This window comes from Chlamydia sp. 12-01, assembly GCF_042234205.1.
Taxonomy (GTDB): Bacteria; Chlamydiota; Chlamydiia; order Chlamydiales; family Chlamydiaceae; genus Chlamydia.
On record NZ_CP114174.1, the window covers coordinates 244,512 to 262,358 of the forward strand.

Sequence of the window (17,847 nt, forward strand, 5' to 3'; positions counted from 1 at the left end):
GTCTCCGTTAATCTAAAGATTCCTTATCTACAAGAGCAAAACTCAGTTCTCCCTCAGCAGCAACCTGAGAACCCACACAAGCCCGTGCCGAAGCTTTCCCTCCCTTCGACGAAATCAATGAAAATTCAGCGCTCAATGTAAGAATATCGCCAGGCCTAACTGCATGACGAAACTTCGCTTTTTGTATTCCCAAAAATAAAGCTAACCTTTTATTTCTGTCGTTCTCCAAAACCAAGCCTAGTAAGACTCCGGCTGCTTGTGCTAAAGATTCTAGTATTAACACTCCAGGCATAATAGGTGCTTCGGGGAAATGCCCTACAAAAAAAGGCTCGTTTATCGTTACATTTTTTTGTGCAACAATAGATCGTTTCTCTAAATCATAAGACAACACCTTATCCACAAGCAAAAAAGGATAACGATGTGGGAGTAAGTTTAATAATTCTCGTAATTTAATTACAGGCGCCTCTTTCATCTATCACTCATTTCTTAGGGTTGTAGCACTTCTAAAATCTTTCTACCCAAGGCAATGTTCGAAGAATGTCCTGACCCTACAGCAACAATATGAGCAACAAAAGGTCTGCCTACCAAAGATAGATCCCCTATCAAATCCAAAATTTTATGCCTTACAGGCTCGTCTGAAAACCGTAACTGCCCGAGACTGATAACACCGTCATCTTTAAAAACTACAGCGTTTTCCAAACACCCTCCTCTAATCAAACCTCTATCCATTAAAAAACACAGCTCATTATATAGAGCGAATGTTCTACAAGGAGCGATCTCTTTACGAAAGGACTCTTCCGTAATAACGAAAGAACGGTATTGCGTTCCTATTGTAGGACTTTGAGGATAATGTAGAGTATAAGAAATCTTTAACTCATCACAAGGAAATGCAGCAAGAAAAGTATCTTGGGTTTGATAGTACACAGGCTGAGATAGTCTCGCAATGGGAACTTTATCATTCTGCGTACAAATACCGGCATCATCTATGAGTTGCATAAAAACATGAGAGCTTCCGTCCCCTATCGGGATTTCCTCTTCACTACAACGAACAATGACATTATCGATATTACTTGAACGCAAAGCAGCCATAAGATGTTCAACAGTAGCAATGACAGAGTCTCCTGAAGACAATGTAGTGCTACGTCCTGTATTGCATACATGTGGAAGTAGTGCAGGGATATGCTCCCCTAAAAGATCAGAGCGGCAAAAGACTATTCCAGTATTTTCTTTGGCAGGTTCTAAAGTTAAAGTTGCTGATTTTCCAAAGTGAATTCCTACACCTGAATAACGCACTTCGCGTTTTAACGTTCTTTGAGCTCGTTCTAACATGCAAAAACCTGACAAAGAGTGTTCGTATATTATCCTTTTTCTTTTTTAGCAAGCAAGCGATATCCAAAATAACATCCAACATACCCTAAGGATAGTAAAGATAAGAAAATCATGGGGAAATCTCCCCAAAATGCATACAAAGTAGGATAGTTTTGAAGAGGAAGAGATGCTTGTAAAACTCCTGGGGATGCCTTTTTATAACGCGTCTCATAAGGAAGCATTTTTATTACTCTCCCCAACGCATCTGCAGCTACAGTAACACCGGTATGACAAGAACGAACACAGGGCATCCCCAACTCCTGATTTCGTAAAATTCCGTGATGAAAATGCACTTGTGGAAGACGTGATGAAGGATACCACCCATCGTTAGTCAAGTTTACAAGGAGCTTCGCCCCCTTTCGTTTATAATCACGTAATAAAGTTCCAAAAGTCTCTTCATAACAAATAGAAATTCCCATTTTTGGTAAGTTTTCTATCTCTATTACTCCAGGACGTGCTCCGGGGATACGCTGACAAGATAATGCGTATTCTGGGAAATATTTCTTACAAACTGTCCAGCCGAGTTTACCTCCAGGAATATACTCTCCTCCGGGGACTAAAACACGTTTATCATATCCGATTAACTCACCATATTGGGAAATACACTCTGCAGAATTATATAAATGCAGTTTAGAGTCTCTCTCTTCCCAACGTTCTAAACCTATAAGAATAGGACAATTAAAATGGTCTGAAAGAGCTTGCATCCAATCTAAATTCGCTAATAGCTCATCTTGATATTTAAAATGTGTCAGAGGAGAGAGTATTACTTGACTATCGTCATATGGATAGACCTTCCTGTCCCTTCCAAAAGGCACAGAAACCTCAGGGAAAATAAGAAGATCTACTGGTCTTCGCACAATAGAAGAAAGGCTAACGAGTCTTTGCCAAGCCATAGCTGGAGATCCTGACCACGGTCCCTCTAAAAGAGTTGATGAAGCTGGCTGTATAATAGCAACGCGTAGGCTTTCCTCATTTGAAAAAGTATTTTTTAGGTATTCATAATATAGCCCGCCCAAAAGATAGGGAAATAGCAAGCATCCTAACCATGCTAGTCTTGAAAAACGTTTTCTCAATAACAACTGGTAAAAACTAATTCCTGTAGCAACTACAACAAAACTCTCTCCAGACCAGCCAAAAAAACTTCCAAACTGACGTCCATAGGCACTCGCAGTAATTGGCCAACCTAAATAATCTAACGACATTCCTGAACAGAGACAGTAAAATCTTACCATCTCCATGGCCACCCATAAACCGGGTAAACACCAGAGAATTTTTACATGGTTTTTACGTATTACATAGAATAATAGATAAGAAAAAGCTGTAAACAATAGGGCTAACAAAGTAATTAGCAAACCCCAGACAACATAGATAAATCTACCCACATATAAATCTGAGAGCATCCAGGAAAAATGTAGGCCATTTATAGTGAGGGACCAAAAGAACGATAAAGACGCTAACTGTTTCCAAGAAAGATAAGGTTGCCTTTGAGGTTCTAAACTATACCATAAAAGTCCATAACCTATAGCGCTCCCTAATAGAGAGAAAAACCAACTCATGTCGGGCTGAGCGAAAGCTATGAGAATCCAGGAACAAAAAAAACTAAGAATTCTGAACAAAGCGTTCCTATTTATTCATATTCAATCGGGATTGTCTACGCTGATCAGCTTCATCGTATCGACGCTTTTCCTCAGGAGTCTCTGGGACAACCTGATGAACAGGGGTAGGAACGTTATTTTCATCTACAGAAACAAATGTAAAATAGGCAGAGGTAATATGACGCCTCTCCTGCTTATAAATATTTTCTGCCCATACCTTAACCCCAACTTCTAATGAAGTTTTCCATGTACGATTAACAGCGGCTTTACAAATTAGGTTTTCTCCCATGTATGCGGGAGCATAAAAACATAGGGCATCAACAAAAGCAGTTACGCAAATTCTTTCGGTATGTCTCTCTGCAACTACAAGAGCTAAACGATCTAACAAACTCATTAATAAACCGCCGAATACAGTGTTATTTGTGTTTAGATCATTTGGGAAAATTTTATAGATATGGCCATCAATACAACTGAAAGATACGGGCTTTTTCTTAAGCATTAAAAATTCCCCTAGGAAGTGATCTTACTTCCTACTTTTTGTTGGATAGTATATTTAGACTCAAAGAAAATCAAGAGATTACTTGAAATGACATTTCAATTTTTTTAATAACTCGAACTTTAAAGATTTTGAATAAACTTTCATAAATCAGATTTGTTCTATAATCCTATAAATGGATTATTGACTTGAGTGAAACCTGTACCTTTTTGTCTGTGCTTGATTTCATGTCTTATAGAAAAGAGCAAATCGGCATCGAAATCCATTTTAGATGCCCACTGTAAGTATGATAGAGGGATCTCTGAGAAACAACGTCCCTTGTGTTTGCCTAAAGGCATGTATTTCATCTTTATAGGCTTCGATAGCATCTGTTTTAACTGTTCTATTGTTCGAAACCGCTTACAGAAATGCTTGAAAATATTAATGTTGATCTCCACATCTTTCATAGCACGATGATTGCCATCGTAGGGAACATTGAAATGCACTGCTAAAGCTTCTAATGAATTATTAGGACTATCTCCATATTCCTTCGCTAATCTTAAAGTATCGATAATACAATACTTAGATAGAAAACTCTCTCCAATTCTCTCAGCTTCTTGAGTTAAGACTTGTAGATCAAACCCTACACTATGTCCCACTATATAATCCCCTTCTTTCAGAAAGGACTTAATTTTTGGGAACACCTCAGCAATCCTCGGCTGGTCTTTTAGCATTGCATCAGAAATACGATGTATTCTCTGTGATTCAGCTGAAATCACACGATCGGGATTGATTAAAGTCTCTATGGAATCAATCACATTATCAAAAGTGAAACGCATTGCAGCAAACTCAATAATACGATCTTTTTTTACATCTAGCCCAGTCATTTCACAATCTAGGCAAACAAAAACCGTATCTTTTAGTAAAGTCATGATCCTCTTTTATTCCTTCAGAAATTTTAACAATATCGATGGTGAGGCATCTATGCTCACCTCTCTTTGAGCAGCGGTTAACGCGTCAATCCGGACCTGTATTGTCTCTCGAAATCGCGGTAGCATTATATTTTCCGGCCATTCTATACATAGAACATCCTCTTCTTCAGTATCCTGAAAAAGACTGAACTGACCTTCTCCGATAGTATCTATCCGATAAAAATCATAATGGCAGATTCTTCGCGTCCCATTGCCATATACATGTAAAAGAGAAAACGAGGGGCTAGCAACTTCTTGAGCTGAAATATCCCCTAAATACCCTTGTACAATACCGCGAACAAATTCTGTTTTCCCAGAACCATAATCGCCAAACAATAACAAAACAACTCCTTGAGGAAGTATTTTGCCAAGTTCGATACCCATATTTACAGTTTCTTGAGAAGAATTGGTTACTCTTCTGTATCTACCCATTGACTAATATATACATGAAAGGCTGTATCATCTGCTAAGCTTTCTACAAACTCAGCAATTTTGTCTTCCTCAAGAGCATCTTGTAGCAAAGATAAGAAAGTACCCTCCAATTGGAACTTATTTTGATTTTGCACTTCTTCTAAAGTCATAGGACGCAAGTATGAAGAAGTAAAATCTTCTATAAGTGCTGGTAGACTATGAAACAGTTTTCCTGTAATAGCAGAAGCAAAAACAGTTTTCACAATTGGCTCTTTAGGGGGAGCTATGTACTCTTTGATCATATTTGGATCATCGGACACATGGAAACGCTTTACACGTACACCACTTTGACGCTCTGTATTCTGAGGGCAAGAGGATAGCCAATCATAAATAGCATCTTGAGGATTAGCATATACGTTATCAGCAAATACTTTCCCAGTGAAAGGACAAATGTAGATTCTTTTTGTGTGTTCGTTAACTTCTGGTTTCCCAGAGCAAATTTGTATCTCTGTTTCGCGCCAAATCTTTTTGTCTTCCTCAAGAATTTGAATAGCATCTTCCGGAGTTTTAAAAATTATTTTGTCACGGACAAAAACCACAGGATTTATATTTAGAGCTTGTTCTAGATAAAATAGATACGTAGCCAACAATTCTGGTGCTTTTTGTTTTCCCAAAAACTGGAGAAGTTTCTGCTTGATACTTCCAGAAATATTCATGCTCATCCCTTTTTCAGCTAATGAAGCAAATTAAAAGTTTTCTTGGTTACTGAAGAAAAATTATTTTCTAAAACAATAAACTCAAGAATAGTTTAGCACTGTTTCACATTAAATGAACCATACTAGCATAACATGAGAATTATGTTGAACATAAAGCTACTAACCTGCTTCCAACTATAAAAAGATAAAGTTATTATTCGTAATAAAGAGAAACACGGTGTTCTTGATAATGCTTCCGAGACTATGTCTGAAGCAATTTATTTAATATACTAGACTAAGACTAGTGAAACCCAAGAAAAATATTAGAAAATAATTTTTATTATTTAGAGTTTTAAAGCCATGGCGTCAATATTCTCAAGTTAAATACCTACATCATGGCTCTTGTATTATTGCAACGTATTAATAAAAGTTATTAAATATCCAAAGAACCGTTTATTTTTGCCCTCTATTAACACACCCGCTAGGATCTACTGTGGTAAGTCCCAGAGCCTTTGTTGACCATCACACAAGCGTCTAAAGTAGATAAACAGCATCCTAAACATAAAATAAAAATATTAATCTCATTTAATCCTCAACTCTAAATGTTTTATCAAACATATCAAAAGCTTCCTGAAGTTTTGGATGTTCGCTTGCATGTTCCTTTAGGAAAAGTTTTATCTTTTCTAGATTTTGAAAGAATTGTTTCATGTTCTCAGAAGCTTCATATTGTTCCGTTTCCATAACATTCCTTGAAAATTTTTAATCTTAAAACTGTCTTCAACAGACTCTCAAAGTATTTCAAATCAAATGATTAAAAACAATTCGAAGATCTTAATGAATATGAATGACCTAGACAGGGATGTCTGAAGGTTTTTCTAAAACGAATATCTTTCATGGGTATAGTCAAATACCCTCTGATTATCCTCAATAAGGAATCTCGGAAATAGATAGGAGATTTCTCTCTTTTCCTTTGAAAAAGTTTCTGAATTGTGTTTTTTTTAACCTATGTCTACAATCTGCCTTCATGCAGCTATGGCGGAACCGGTAGACGCGCTAGATTCAGGTTCTAGTGAGCTTAGGCTCATGGAAGTTCAAGTCTTCTTAGCTGCAAGTAAAATTCAAAACGAATACCCCGAACTTATTGGAGAATTATGGTCAAAGTCGTATCTGCTGAAAATTTCAATTCCTTCATCGCCACGGGCCTAGTACTTATAGATTTTTTTGCCGAATGGTGTGGTCCTTGCAAAATGCTAACTCCCGTGTTAGAAAGTCTTGCGACAGAAGTCCCCTCAGTACTTATTGGAAAAGTAAACATAGATGACCATCCTGCACCAGCAGAACAGTACGGTGTTTCTTCAATTCCTACTTTAATTCTATTTAAAGATGGAAAAGAGATCGATCGTGTAGTCGGACTAAAAGATAAGGATTCTTTGATTAAGTTAATTAATCAACATTCTTAATCCCCATTGCGGATATAAGCACTTTGATTATTTTGTCGAACTGCTTCAAAAAGCACTACACCCACAGTTGTTGCTAAATTCAAAGACCTAATTCCAGGCTTCATGGGTAAGTAATAGCAGTGGTTGTAGTATTTTTTTAACACTTCTTCAGGTAATCCCTTTGATTCAGAACCAAAAACATATACACCATCCATAGGGAGAGAAACATCCCCATAGTATTGTGAACCTTTGGTTGAAAGACAAAAAACTTTGTTCTGATTTATGCCAGATAAAGCTTCATCTAAAGAATCTACGACTGATAGATTGACTTTATCCCAGTAATCCATCCCCGCGCGTTTAACAAATTTATCCAACAAAGAAAACCCTAGGGGCCTCACTAAAACCAATTCAGCACCTAGAGCTATACAAGTTCTTCCTATATTCCCCGTGTTCTGGGGAATATCAGGATTATAGAGAACTACTTTCATGAAGCCGTATTTTTATTCTCTGTATTTTGTGTCGCTACAGAATCATCTGTAGTTTCAATTAAATTAATTTCAAAAATCAATAGGGAGTTCGGAGGCAATTGACCAGCTGTTCCGTAAGCTAGATCGGGATGAATGTAGAGGATACGAGTTTCACCTTCTTTCATTCCCTGCATTCCTAAAGCAAATCCAGGTATTGTCTGTGCTAAAGGAAGAAGGATAGGTTCTTTATTAGCTTCTGAACTACTAAACACCTGACCATTGATAAAAGTACCTTTGTAATGAAGAAGTGCCGAAGGCTTACCTGAAATAGCTTTGCCTAAACCTTCTTTCACAATACGGTATTGTAATTTATCAGCCTGCACTTCCACAACACCCGCATTCTTCTTATTTTCTTGTAAGAATTTTTCTGCTAGGGAGAGATTTTCTTTCGCCTTCTTCTCGAAAACTAATTGCTGTATTTCTGCCATTTTTCCCTCATATTCTGATTCAGTTAAAGGTGCGCTTTTGCATTCTAACTCAGCTTGCAACCCTTTAGCAACCTCAGTGATATCCATCATAATATCTTCTGATTTACGTAACTGTCTTGCTAGTAAATGACCGAAAGTACGTGATATCTGTTGGTTTTCAGAAAGTTGTAAATCATTGGAAGTACTTTTCTCCACAACTTGCGCTGTTTGGTTCTCATTTTGAGAATTGGGGTCACAGGAAGCAATGGAACAGGACACAACCATTGTTATTATAATTAAATGCCATCGTTTTTTCATATTTTCTCTCCTATGGTTGTAGCCTAGACACTCATATCATGTGGTGCCATGCACCTAAAATAGGTATAAAATTATTTAAGAAGTTACCTTAATATTTAGCTCTTTTAATTGGGAAGTCATAATTTCCGCAGGTGCATTCATCATTAAATCTGCAGCCTTTTGAGTTTTTGGGAAAGCTATCACTTCTCGAATACCTTCGGCTCCCGTCAACACCATCATAATACGATCTAAACCTAAAGCGATTCCTAAATGTGGTGGTGTACCAAAACTCAAGGCATCTATAAAGAAGCCGAATTTTTCTTTTATACTCTCTGGAGATAACTCTAAAATAGAAAATATTTTATTTTGTAAATCTGCATTATGGATACGCTGTGATCCTGAAGCTATTTCATATCCATTAAGAACTAAATCATAACTTGAAGAACGCACAGATAAAGGATCTGTATCCAATAAAGCGATGTCCTCATTTAAAGGTGAAGTAAATGGATGATGCTCTGAACATATCTTCCCATCTTCTTTAGCAAACAAAGGAAAATCTGTAATCCAAACAAAATTGTATTGTGATTCATCATATAAACAACGTTCTTTAGCAATCAATCTACGTAAATGGTCTAAAGATTGGTTAGCTACGGATTCGGGAGCTGCTATCAAAAGTAAGATGTCATTATCTTTAGCACTAAAGTCAGCGAACATGGCTTCAAATATTTCTTCAGAAGCAAATTTAGCAACATTAGAAGCTACACCATTTTCCTGCTTTTTAATCCAAACAAGCCCCATAGCGCCATAACGCTTTACAAACTCTGTATAAATATCAAGCTGCTTACGTGAAATATCTGCACCATTAGGGACACAGAAACCTTTTATTGTGCCTCCTTGTGCAAGCTGATCTAAAAATATGGAGAAAGAAAACAGTTTTGCATGCTCTCGACAGTCACGTAATTGTAAACCAAATCGAAGATCAGGTTTATCTGTTCCATATAAATCTTTCGCTTCTTGATATGTCATCCTAGGCAAAGGGAGGTCAATTTTGATCCCTTGAACAGCAAACATCTCAACTACTAATTGTTCAATAATAGGGAAGAGATCATCGGGAGTAGCAAAACTCATTTCAATATCAATTTGAGAGAACTCGGGCTGACGATCAGCTCGAAGATCTTCATCTCTAAAGCAAGTGGCTATTTGAAAATACCGATCTAAACCACCTACCATAAGAATCTGTTTAAATAGTTGAGGAGACTGGGGTAAAGCATAAAAACTTCCAGGATATATCCTAGAAGGAACAAGATAATCCCTAGCTCCTTCAGGAGTGGATTTACCTAAAACTGGAGTAACAACCTCAGTGAAACCCTGTCTATCCATATACTGACGACAAGCCAACATAACTTTATGACGATAGATCAACCGATCTAAAATCTGACCTCGACGCATATCTAGATAACGATATTCTAATCGCAACTCTTCATTTACATGGATATGTTCATCAGAGATAGAGAAGGGTAGATTTCTAGCTTTTGATAAAATATCTACTTTTTCAATGTCTACCTCAATGTCTCCTGTAGCTAAATTAGAGTTTTCCATACCCTCCAAACGCCGACATACAATGCCTTCTACAGATAACACCCATTCTGAACGGACAGAATCAACTAACTGATGTAATTCAGGTTTTTCATCTTCACGACATACTATTTGTGTAATTCCAAAACGATCTCGTAAATCTATAAAAACGACCCCCCCGTGATTACGGTAACGATGTACCCATCCAGATACGCGCACGCGTTCTCCAACATTGCTGAGGGATAATTCATTACAACGATGTGTTCTGTATTTCATATAGCAACCTTTGCTCTATCTCTTGCTTTGAACCAGAGAACTCTTGACGTAAAGACATATTTTTAATAGTCAATTGCTCTGAAAGCAACTCTCGTTCCCCTATTGGACAAACAAAAGTTACTTTCTCTGTATCTGCTGTTTTTAAAGCGATTTTTAATTTTTTATGCGTCCAATCTACTTCCGTAGGAATTCCTAAACCACGTAAATGTTGAGCCCAAACAAAACAGAAAGAATCTGCTTCTGGTTCAACAGGAATCAAACGTAATTTATGAGAAGACGGCAGTGTCAGATTCTCTTGAGCCAATAGAGTTTGAATAACCCTTTCTAAACCAACTCCAAAACCACACGCAGGAGTTGCAGGCCCTCCAGATGCAGCAATGAGTCCATCATAGCGTCCTCCTCCTCCTAAAGCATAAGAATGACCCCCGAACGTCGTGATCGCTTCAAAAACTACATCAGTATAATAGTCTAAACCACGGACTAATCTTGGATTAATGGAATGGGGAATATTTAAAGTACTTAAAGCAGAAAGAATCTCATCAAAATATTTTTGATCTTCATCAGAAATATACTCAAGAATTGGTGGTGCAGATTTAATAATCTCCTGATCTTCTGGTTCTTTAGAATCTAATATTCTTAATAGATTTGTGTTAAACCTTTCCTTACTTAAAGAAGATAAAGAGTCCAAGTGCTGGAGAAAGTATTCGCGCAAAACTTGATCATAGCGCCTACGTGTGGCCTCTCCTCCCAAAAAGTTTAATTGAATTTGCATATGCTGCAAACCTACTGCAGAATAAAAATGCCAAAGCAAACTTAAAACTTCTGCATCACGAAGAGGGTGTCGCACTCCTATAGCTTCTAAACCAAACTGATGATGCTGACGATATCTTCCCGATTGTTGACGCTCATAACGGAACATGGGAAGGATATAGTAGAACTTATTGTCATCACGCTGACTCATGGGATTATCTATGAAAGAACGCACTATTGGAGCCGTTCCTTCAGGACGTAATGTTAACGACCGTCCCTTCTTATCTAGAAAAGTATACATTTCTTTTTTTACAATATCGCTTTGTTCTCCGACGTGCAAAAAAACTTCTGACTTTTCAAAAACAGGCGTACGGATCTCTGAAAATCCATATAAATCACATACCTCATGAATAACATCTTCTACCCGATGCCATAAGGAAGTATGTCTCCACATATGTTTTGCATCAGTAATATAAGGGAATATATCAAAAACCCCTTTGGGCAAAGCTACTTTCACCGTATGTCTTTAACTTTAATTAAACAATTTAAGAGTAGAATATCCCAAATTCGGATAAAGAGCAAAATTAAACCCTTCTTACATGAGAGTCAAAAGATTCACAAAAGAGAGGTTCTATGACCTCTTGACAAGGGAACTCGTATTCACGAACATGTGTTCGTAATATTTCTATCCAGGTTTTCTTCTCATAGGAACGTGTTTCTTTACTATCCTCAACTCCAATCGGAGTTAAAAACAAACTAATGAATAATACAATTATTCTCTTCATAACACAGTTTCCCGAACTATTTTCTAATTTTTTTTAGCAAATCTGCAATTTAAATATAGGGATATAAACTTAAGTAATATTACATCAATCTATACTAAAGTAAGTAACTGAAAACTACAATTAATCAATGTTTACGCATACTACAAGATGTTATTACTTTCTTGTTTTTTCATTGCTCATATGCTAACCTCAAGTCTTCTCTATTTCACTGAAACTATATTAAATATTTAAACATGAGATCTTATGATGAATATTTGGACCCAATTCTTTCAGCCCCCCAAGCACATTAAAGAACTTGATGATCCAGAATTAGTCAAAAAACAATACAAGTATTGGAGAATTCGAATCTTCTACAGCATGTTCATAGGGTATGTCTTCTACTATTTCACAAGGAAGAGTTTTACCTTTGCCATGCCTACACTAATGACAGACCTCGGCTTTGATAAAGCACAACTAGGGATCATCGGGAGTACTTTATACATCAGTTATGGCATCAGTAAATTCGTTAGTGGTGTTATGTCTGATCAATCAAATCCTCGCTATTTTATGGCCTTGGGTTTAATTATCACAGGATTCACTAATATCTTCTTCGGGATGTCTTCCTCCATTCTTCTATTTGCTTTATGGTGGGGACTTAATGGTTGGTTTCAAGGATGGGGCTGGCCTCCATGTGCCCGTTTATTAACTCACTGGTATTCAAAATCCGAGCGAGGAACCTGGTGGAGCGTATGGAGTACATCACATAATATTGGCGGAGCTTTAATTCCTATTCTTACAGGATTTGCTATTGATTGTTGTGGCTGGCGTGGGGCTATGTTTATCCCCGGAGTACTATGCATTATCATGGGATTTGTTTTAATTAACCGTCTCCGTGATACACCACAGTCTTTAGGTCTTCCTGCTATTGAAAAACATAGAAAAGAACAAGAATCTAAAAAACACGAAGAAACAACTGCGGATATTTTAGAAGAAGAGGCAGAAAAAGAGCTCTCTACCAGAGAAATCCTCTTTACTTTTGTTCTAAAGAACAAATGGATCTGGTTGCTATCTTTTGCTTCATTTTTCATTTATGTTGTCCGAATGGCTGTAAATGATTGGAGCGCCTTATTCTTAATTGAGACAAAACGCTACATTGCTGTTAAGGCAAATTTTTGTGTTTCTCTATTTGAGATCGGTGGGCTTTTCGGTATGTTAATTGCCGGCTGGTTATCTGATAAGATTTCCAAGGGTAAACGTGGCCCAATGAATGTTGTATTTTCTTTAGGACTATTATTTTCAATCCTAGGTATGTGGTATGGCCGTAATCAAGATATGTGGTGGTTAGACGGCACTCTACTCTTTGTTATCGGCTTCTTCTTATTTGGCCCTCAGATGATGATTGGTTTAGCTGCTGCTGAATTGTCTCATAAAAAGGCTGCAGGTACCGCTAGCGGTTTTGCAGGATGGTTTGCTTATTTTGGAGCAGCATTTGCAGGTTATCCGTTAGGGAAAATAGCCCAAGATTGGGGTTGGAGAGGTTTCTTTATCGCTCTTCTAGGTTGTGCTTTAATTGCTTTGGTTTTATTCCTCCCTACATGGAATGCCTCCGAGAAAAGTTTACAAACTAAAAAGTAATACGGATTGACTCGAGGGATTACTAGTGACTTGGATACCTCTGCACTGTCATTCTCAATATTCCATTTTAGATGCTACAAGCTCTATTAAGAGCTTTGTAGCAAAGGCAAAGGAATATCAAATTCCTTCCCTAGCATTAACAGATCATGGGAACTTATACGGCGCAATTGAGTTTTATAAAGAATGTCAACAAAACAATATTAAGCCTATTATTGGTTGTGAAGTCTATGTTGCTCCTTCCTCACGTTTTGATAAAAAGAAAGAGAAAAAAAGCCGTGTAGCCAATCACCTTATTCTTCTATGTAAAAATGAGCAGGGATACCGTAATCTCTGCTTATTGTCCTCCCTAGCATTTACCGAAGGATTTTATTATTTTCCCAGAATAGATAGAGAACTCCTTAGCCAACATTCTGAAGGCCTTATTTGTCTATCTGCATGCATGTCCAGCTCGGTATCTCAAGCTGCGTTAGAATCCGAAGAAGCTCTTGAAAAAGATCTTCGTTGGTATCAAAACTTATTTGGCGATGATTTTTACAGTGAAATCCAGCTTCACAAAATGTCTGAGGAGAAAATAGCTTCTTTGAGTGAAGAATGGTTAAAACATGAGTATCATCAATTCATCGAAGCTCAAGTAAAGGTTAATCAAGCTGTATTAGAGACAAGTAAGCGTTTAGGAATTCGTTCAGTAGCTACTAATGATATTCATTATATCCATCCTAACGACTGGTTAGCTCATGAGATCCTTCTTAATGTGCAACTAGGGGAAACAATAAGAATTGCTAAGCAAAACACGTATATCCCCAATCCTAAAAGAAAAGCTTTCCGTAGTAGAGAGTATTATTTCAAGTCTCCGGAAGAAATGGCAATTTTATTTGCTAATCATCCAGAGACAATCTCCAATACTTTAGAAGTTGCGGATAAATGCAATCTCAAACTGAACCTTTCGAATAAGCACTACCCTATTTATGTGCCTGAGTTTCTCAAAAAAAAGCAAACATATACAGAAGAAGAACGTTATGAAGCTTCTTCTACCTTTCTTCGAGAACTTTGTGAACAAGGGTTGTCTACGAAATATACTTCTGAACAACTTGCTCATATTGCTAAAAAGTTCCCAGACCGAAATCCCTTAGAATTAGTAAAAGAACGATTAGAAATGGAGATGTCCATTATCATTCCGAAGGGAATGTGTGATTATCTTCTTATCGTTTGGGATATCATCCGATGGGCAAAAGATAACGAAATCCCTGTAGGCCCCGGACGCGGTTCTGGAGCTGGTTCTGTTATGTTATTCTTGTTAGGAATCACAGAAATAGAACCTATCCGTTTCGATTTGTTTTTTGAAAGATTTATCAATCCAGAGCGTTTATCCTATCCCGATATCGACATCGATATTTGTATGGCAGGGCGTGAACGTGTTATCAACTATGCAATAGAACGTCATGGAAAAGATAATGTAGCTCAGATTATTACTTTCGGAACAATGAAAGCAAAAATGGCTGTAAAGGATGTAGGGAGAACTCTAGATGTCTCTTTGTCTAAAGTTAACCATATTGCTAAGCATATCCCAGAACTCAATACTACATTAGCAAAAGCTTTAGAAACAGATCCCCACTTAAATGAGCTATATACTAATGACTCTGAAGCTGCTCAGGTTATTGACATGGCCATGCATTTAGAAGGATCTATCCGTAATACAGGAGTACACGCTGCTGGAGTTATCATTTGTGGAGACCGTTTAACCAATCACATTCCTATTTGTATTTCTAAAGACTCCACAATGATTACTACACAATTTTCTATGAAGCCTGTGGAAAGTGTAGGCATGCTCAAAGTGGACTTCTTAGGATTGAAAACTTTGACGAGTATCCACATTGCTATTCATGCGATCCAAAAGAAAACTGGAAAGTTATTAGAAATGGCCTCTCTCCCTTTGGATGACAAAACGACGTTTGCTCTTTTGCATCAAGGTAAGACAATGGGGATATTCCAAATGGAATCTAAGGGGATGCAAGAGTTAGCAAAAAATCTTCGTCCTGATTCCTTTGAAGAAATCATCGCTATAGGTGCTTTATACCGTCCTGGTCCTATGGATATGATTCCCTCCTTCATTAATCGGAAGCATGGCAAAGAGATCATAGAGTATGATCATCCTCTTATGGAGTCTATTCTCAAAGAGACCTATGGTATTATGGTCTATCAAGAGCAAGTCATGCAAATTGCCGGATCTTTAGCAAGCTATTCTCTAGGGGAAGGTGATGTCTTACGCCGTGCTATGGGTAAAAAAGACATCAAACAAATGCTTCAAGAACGTACGAAATTTTGCGAACGCGCATGCAAAAATGGTATCGATGCAGATTTAGCAACAACTATTTTTGATAAGATGGAGAAGTTTGCTTCTTATGGATTTAACAAATCCCATGCGGCTGCTTACGGATTAATTACCTATACAACTGCCTATCTTAAAGCAAACTATCCTAAAGAATGGTTAGCAGCTCTTCTTACCTGTGACTCTGATGACATTGAAAAGGTAGGGAAACTCATCCATGAAGCCCATAGCATGGATATCTGTATTCTTCCTCCTGACATTAATGAGTCGGGAACAAACTTCGTTGCTACAGATAGAGGCATTCGTTTTGCCATGGGAGCTATTCGAGGTATAGGTAAAGGTCTTGTAGAAAGTATTGTTGAAGAGAGAGAAAAACGTGGGCCATATCAAAGCATTCAAGATTTCATCCAACGCTCTGATTTAAAAAAGGTTACCAAAAAACATACAGAAAACCTAATCGATGCTGGATGTTTTGATGTTTTTGAACCTGATAGAGATGTTGCTCAAGCCACTCTAGAAACTCTCTACGATACGATATCTAAAGAGAAGAAAGAAGCTGCTACTGGAGTTATGACTTTCTTTTCTTTAAACACGATGCATCAAGAACATTCCTTAGCATTGACTCCGGCTACAAATGTTGTTCATAGATCAAAAAAAGAAATACTCAAGAAAGAAAAAGAACTTTTGGGTATCTATCTTACTGAGCATCCTATGGATGCCGTGAAAGATATTTTATCTCAGCTCTCTGTCGTGAGCCCGGGAGAATTTGAGAATCTCCCTCACGGTTCAGTGATTCGGACAATATTTATTATCGATAAGATCACAACACGCATTTCTTCAAAAGGACAAAGAAAATTTGCTTTATTACGTGTCAATGATGGTGTTGATTCTTATGAATTACCAATATGGCCAGAAATGTACGCCGAACAACAGGAACTTTTAGAAGAAGATCGTTTAATTTATGCTATTTTATCTATTGATAAACGTAGTGAATCTTTACGCTTATCTTGCCGCTGGATGAGAGACCTTTCTCTTATTAACGAAGAGCTCCTTCAAGAATGCGATGATATGTTTGATAAGATCAAAAGTCAAATGCAGAAAATGTCGTATTTAAACTTAGAAACTAATAAAGATACGAATCAGAGGAAAACATCCACTATGTCAAAAGCTACTGATAATCGATCTCAGGCTTCTATAGTTAAGCTATCTCTTGATCTCGGGCAATTACGCCATAGCCATCTGTGCTTGCTAAAACAAATTATACGTAAATATCCCGGGTCACGCACACTCTCTCTAGTTTTCACAAAGGATAATGAGCGTGTAGCTTCTATTTCTCCTGATGCAGACTATTTTGTCTCTGACGACACTACTGGTCTTCAACAAGATTTAGAAAATTCTCAACTTCCTGTTCGGTTTATTGCTGTTTAAATATCTAAAAATGGCTTTCCTGTTACCGCATTGACGTATTCTATACGTACACTATTATCTGCAGCAACTAACGACACCTTATACACAGGAACATAAACAACAATCTTATCTAAAATCAGGAAGTTATTTCCAAAAATCATTTCAGCAAGATTGCTTACGCGATCTTCAGAAAATTGTGGCGATACTATAGAGGAACCTCGAGGTCTTCGTAGCCATACAGGAGACGATTGAATTGTTGTTGTACAACCTTTAATCGGCTGAAGCTGTTGGAAATGACTTCCTATTTGACTACCCATTGAAAAAATTAATTTCTTTTTCTGACAAGCACGGATTACCTTCTCAGCTCTGATATTTTTCATAGATAGAGCATGCGTCAAGGATTCTTTAGAAGCGGCTCCCCCAAGATTCGCTAGAGCCTGTATAACATTGACATCTTGTTTATCCGCTCTCAGCATTAAGCATTCTCTGAATCCTTTAGAACAAGCCCATGTTCCTGTATTAAGGACCATCTCACCATTTGCTAAACTCCAAAGAATTTCACCCTCTTGACTCACCATCATTTTCTTAATAGAATCTTCTCTAGAAAAACGTACATGCATCAAAGTATGTGGAACAAAAGCTAGTTCTACAGAAGCATTTCCTTCGATATGTTCTGGGAAGAAAGTCAACACTTGCTCCGGAGAGAATTTCCTTTCAAAAACTCGTAATCTCTCAAATCCAGAGACTTTACGAACAAACCGACAGCTTTTCTCAAAAACATCAATGCTATAATTTGCAGTAACTTGCATGGCTTTATGTGCACAAGGCACATTATCCCATAAAAAAACTCCGCAAAAAAGAGATATAATAAAAGTACCAAAGTACAAAACTAACTTTTTCATAAAAAACCTTTTTATTTATTTTACTAA

17 protein-coding genes and 1 tRNA gene are annotated in these 17,847 nt (G+C 37.4%); 4 read left to right on the forward strand and 14 right to left on the reverse strand.

Annotation, left to right across the window (positions count from 1 at the left end; all coding sequences use genetic code 11):
* Positions 1-7 precede the first annotated feature (7 nt).
* The 8 genes from fabZ to O1W69_RS01095 all read right to left on the reverse strand — a co-directional run bounded on the left by fabZ (position 8) and on the right by O1W69_RS01095 (position 6,256).
* Positions 8-472 carry a 3-hydroxyacyl-ACP dehydratase FabZ gene (gene fabZ / locus O1W69_RS01060; RefSeq protein ID WP_011458462.1) on the reverse strand — a complete coding sequence of 155 codons (465 nt, stop codon included), beginning with the start codon at positions 470-472 and terminating at the stop codon, positions 8-10.
* A 14-nt stretch (positions 473-486) separates the two neighbouring features.
* The gene (gene lpxC, locus O1W69_RS01065; protein WP_375793691.1) at positions 487-1,329 is read right to left on the reverse strand and encodes a UDP-3-O-acyl-N-acetylglucosamine deacetylase; all 843 of its coding nucleotides are present in this window, start codon (positions 1,327-1,329) and stop codon (positions 487-489) included.
* 29 nt (positions 1,330-1,358) lie between these two features.
* Complete coding sequence (gene lnt, locus O1W69_RS01070) at positions 1,359-2,984, reverse strand: apolipoprotein N-acyltransferase (RefSeq protein WP_375793692.1); 1,626 nt, start codon at positions 2,982-2,984, stop codon at positions 1,359-1,361.
* A gap of 7 nt (positions 2,985-2,991) precedes the next feature.
* Positions 2,992-3,462, reverse strand: a complete 471-nt coding sequence (locus O1W69_RS01075; RefSeq protein WP_117273779.1) for an acyl-CoA thioesterase — start codon at positions 3,460-3,462, stop codon at positions 2,992-2,994.
* Positions 3,463-3,620: 158 nt separating this feature from the next.
* Positions 3,621-4,370 carry a putative quorum-sensing-regulated virulence factor gene (locus tag O1W69_RS01080; protein WP_375793693.1) on the reverse strand — a complete coding sequence of 250 codons (750 nt, stop codon included), beginning with the start codon at positions 4,368-4,370 and terminating at the stop codon, positions 3,621-3,623.
* A 9-nt stretch (positions 4,371-4,379) separates the two neighbouring features.
* Positions 4,380-4,841, reverse strand: coding sequence for a tRNA (adenosine(37)-N6)-threonylcarbamoyltransferase complex ATPase subunit type 1 TsaE (gene tsaE, locus O1W69_RS01085; protein WP_375793694.1), 462 nt, complete (start codon positions 4,839-4,841; stop codon positions 4,380-4,382).
* On the reverse strand, positions 4,820-5,536 hold the full coding sequence (locus O1W69_RS01090) for a DUF2709 domain-containing protein (protein ID WP_375793695.1): 717 nt from the start codon (positions 5,534-5,536) through the stop codon (positions 4,820-4,822). Before O1W69_RS01090 ends, tsaE begins: the two co-directional genes overlap by 22 nt.
* Positions 5,537-6,100: 564 nt before the next feature.
* Positions 6,101-6,256, reverse strand: coding sequence for a hypothetical protein (locus O1W69_RS01095; RefSeq protein ID WP_375793696.1), 156 nt, complete (start codon positions 6,254-6,256; stop codon positions 6,101-6,103).
* Positions 6,257-6,541: 285 nt separating this feature from the next.
* On the opposite strand from O1W69_RS01095, the gene O1W69_RS01100 reads away from it, so the two are divergent.
* Together O1W69_RS01100 and trxA are read left to right on the forward strand one after the other, a co-directional pair.
* Positions 6,542-6,625 (forward strand) — tRNA-Leu (locus O1W69_RS01100).
* 41 nt (positions 6,626-6,666) lie between these two features.
* Positions 6,667-6,975, forward strand: coding sequence for a thioredoxin (gene trxA, locus O1W69_RS01105; RefSeq protein ID WP_213240115.1), 309 nt, complete (start codon positions 6,667-6,669; stop codon positions 6,973-6,975).
* Here trxA and O1W69_RS01110 read toward each other — a convergent pair.
* The 5 genes from O1W69_RS01110 to O1W69_RS01130 form a co-directional block, all read right to left on the reverse strand.
* Positions 6,972-7,442, reverse strand: coding sequence for a tRNA (cytidine(34)-2'-O)-methyltransferase (locus O1W69_RS01110; protein ID WP_375793697.1), 471 nt, complete (start codon positions 7,440-7,442; stop codon positions 6,972-6,974). The two genes, trxA and O1W69_RS01110, sit on opposite strands and share 4 nt — an antisense overlap.
* Positions 7,439-8,206 carry an FKBP-type peptidyl-prolyl cis-trans isomerase gene (locus O1W69_RS01115; RefSeq protein WP_375793698.1) on the reverse strand — a complete coding sequence of 256 codons (768 nt, stop codon included), beginning with the start codon at positions 8,204-8,206 and terminating at the stop codon, positions 7,439-7,441. The genes O1W69_RS01110 and O1W69_RS01115 overlap by 4 nt, the downstream gene beginning before the upstream one ends.
* 75 nt (positions 8,207-8,281) lie before the next feature.
* Positions 8,282-10,036: an aspartate--tRNA ligase gene (gene aspS / locus O1W69_RS01120; protein WP_375793699.1), complete on the reverse strand. Its 1,755-nt coding sequence runs from the start codon at positions 10,034-10,036 to the stop codon at positions 8,282-8,284.
* Positions 10,011-11,303, reverse strand: a complete 1,293-nt coding sequence (gene hisS, locus O1W69_RS01125) for a histidine--tRNA ligase (RefSeq protein ID WP_375793700.1) — start codon at positions 11,301-11,303, stop codon at positions 10,011-10,013. Before hisS ends, aspS begins: the two co-directional genes overlap by 26 nt.
* A gap of 67 nt (positions 11,304-11,370) precedes the next feature.
* Complete coding sequence (locus O1W69_RS01130; protein WP_375793701.1) at positions 11,371-11,571, reverse strand: hypothetical protein; 201 nt, start codon at positions 11,569-11,571, stop codon at positions 11,371-11,373.
* Positions 11,572-11,817: 246 nt separating this feature from the next.
* Between O1W69_RS01130 and O1W69_RS01135 the strand changes: the two genes are divergently transcribed.
* Both O1W69_RS01135 and dnaE read left to right on the forward strand, forming a co-directional pair.
* Positions 11,818-13,185, forward strand: coding sequence for an MFS transporter (locus tag O1W69_RS01135; RefSeq protein WP_375793978.1), 1,368 nt, complete (start codon positions 11,818-11,820; stop codon positions 13,183-13,185).
* Between the two features lie 25 nt (positions 13,186-13,210).
* The gene (gene dnaE, locus O1W69_RS01140; RefSeq protein ID WP_375793702.1) at positions 13,211-16,939 is read left to right on the forward strand and encodes a DNA polymerase III subunit alpha; all 3,729 of its coding nucleotides are present in this window, start codon (positions 13,211-13,213) and stop codon (positions 16,937-16,939) included.
* Here dnaE and O1W69_RS01145 read toward each other — a convergent pair.
* Positions 16,936-17,820: a hypothetical protein gene (locus tag O1W69_RS01145; RefSeq protein ID WP_375793703.1), complete on the reverse strand. Its 885-nt coding sequence runs from the start codon at positions 17,818-17,820 to the stop codon at positions 16,936-16,938. The two genes, dnaE and O1W69_RS01145, sit on opposite strands and share 4 nt — an antisense overlap.
* Between the last annotated feature and the right edge of the window lie 27 nt (positions 17,821-17,847).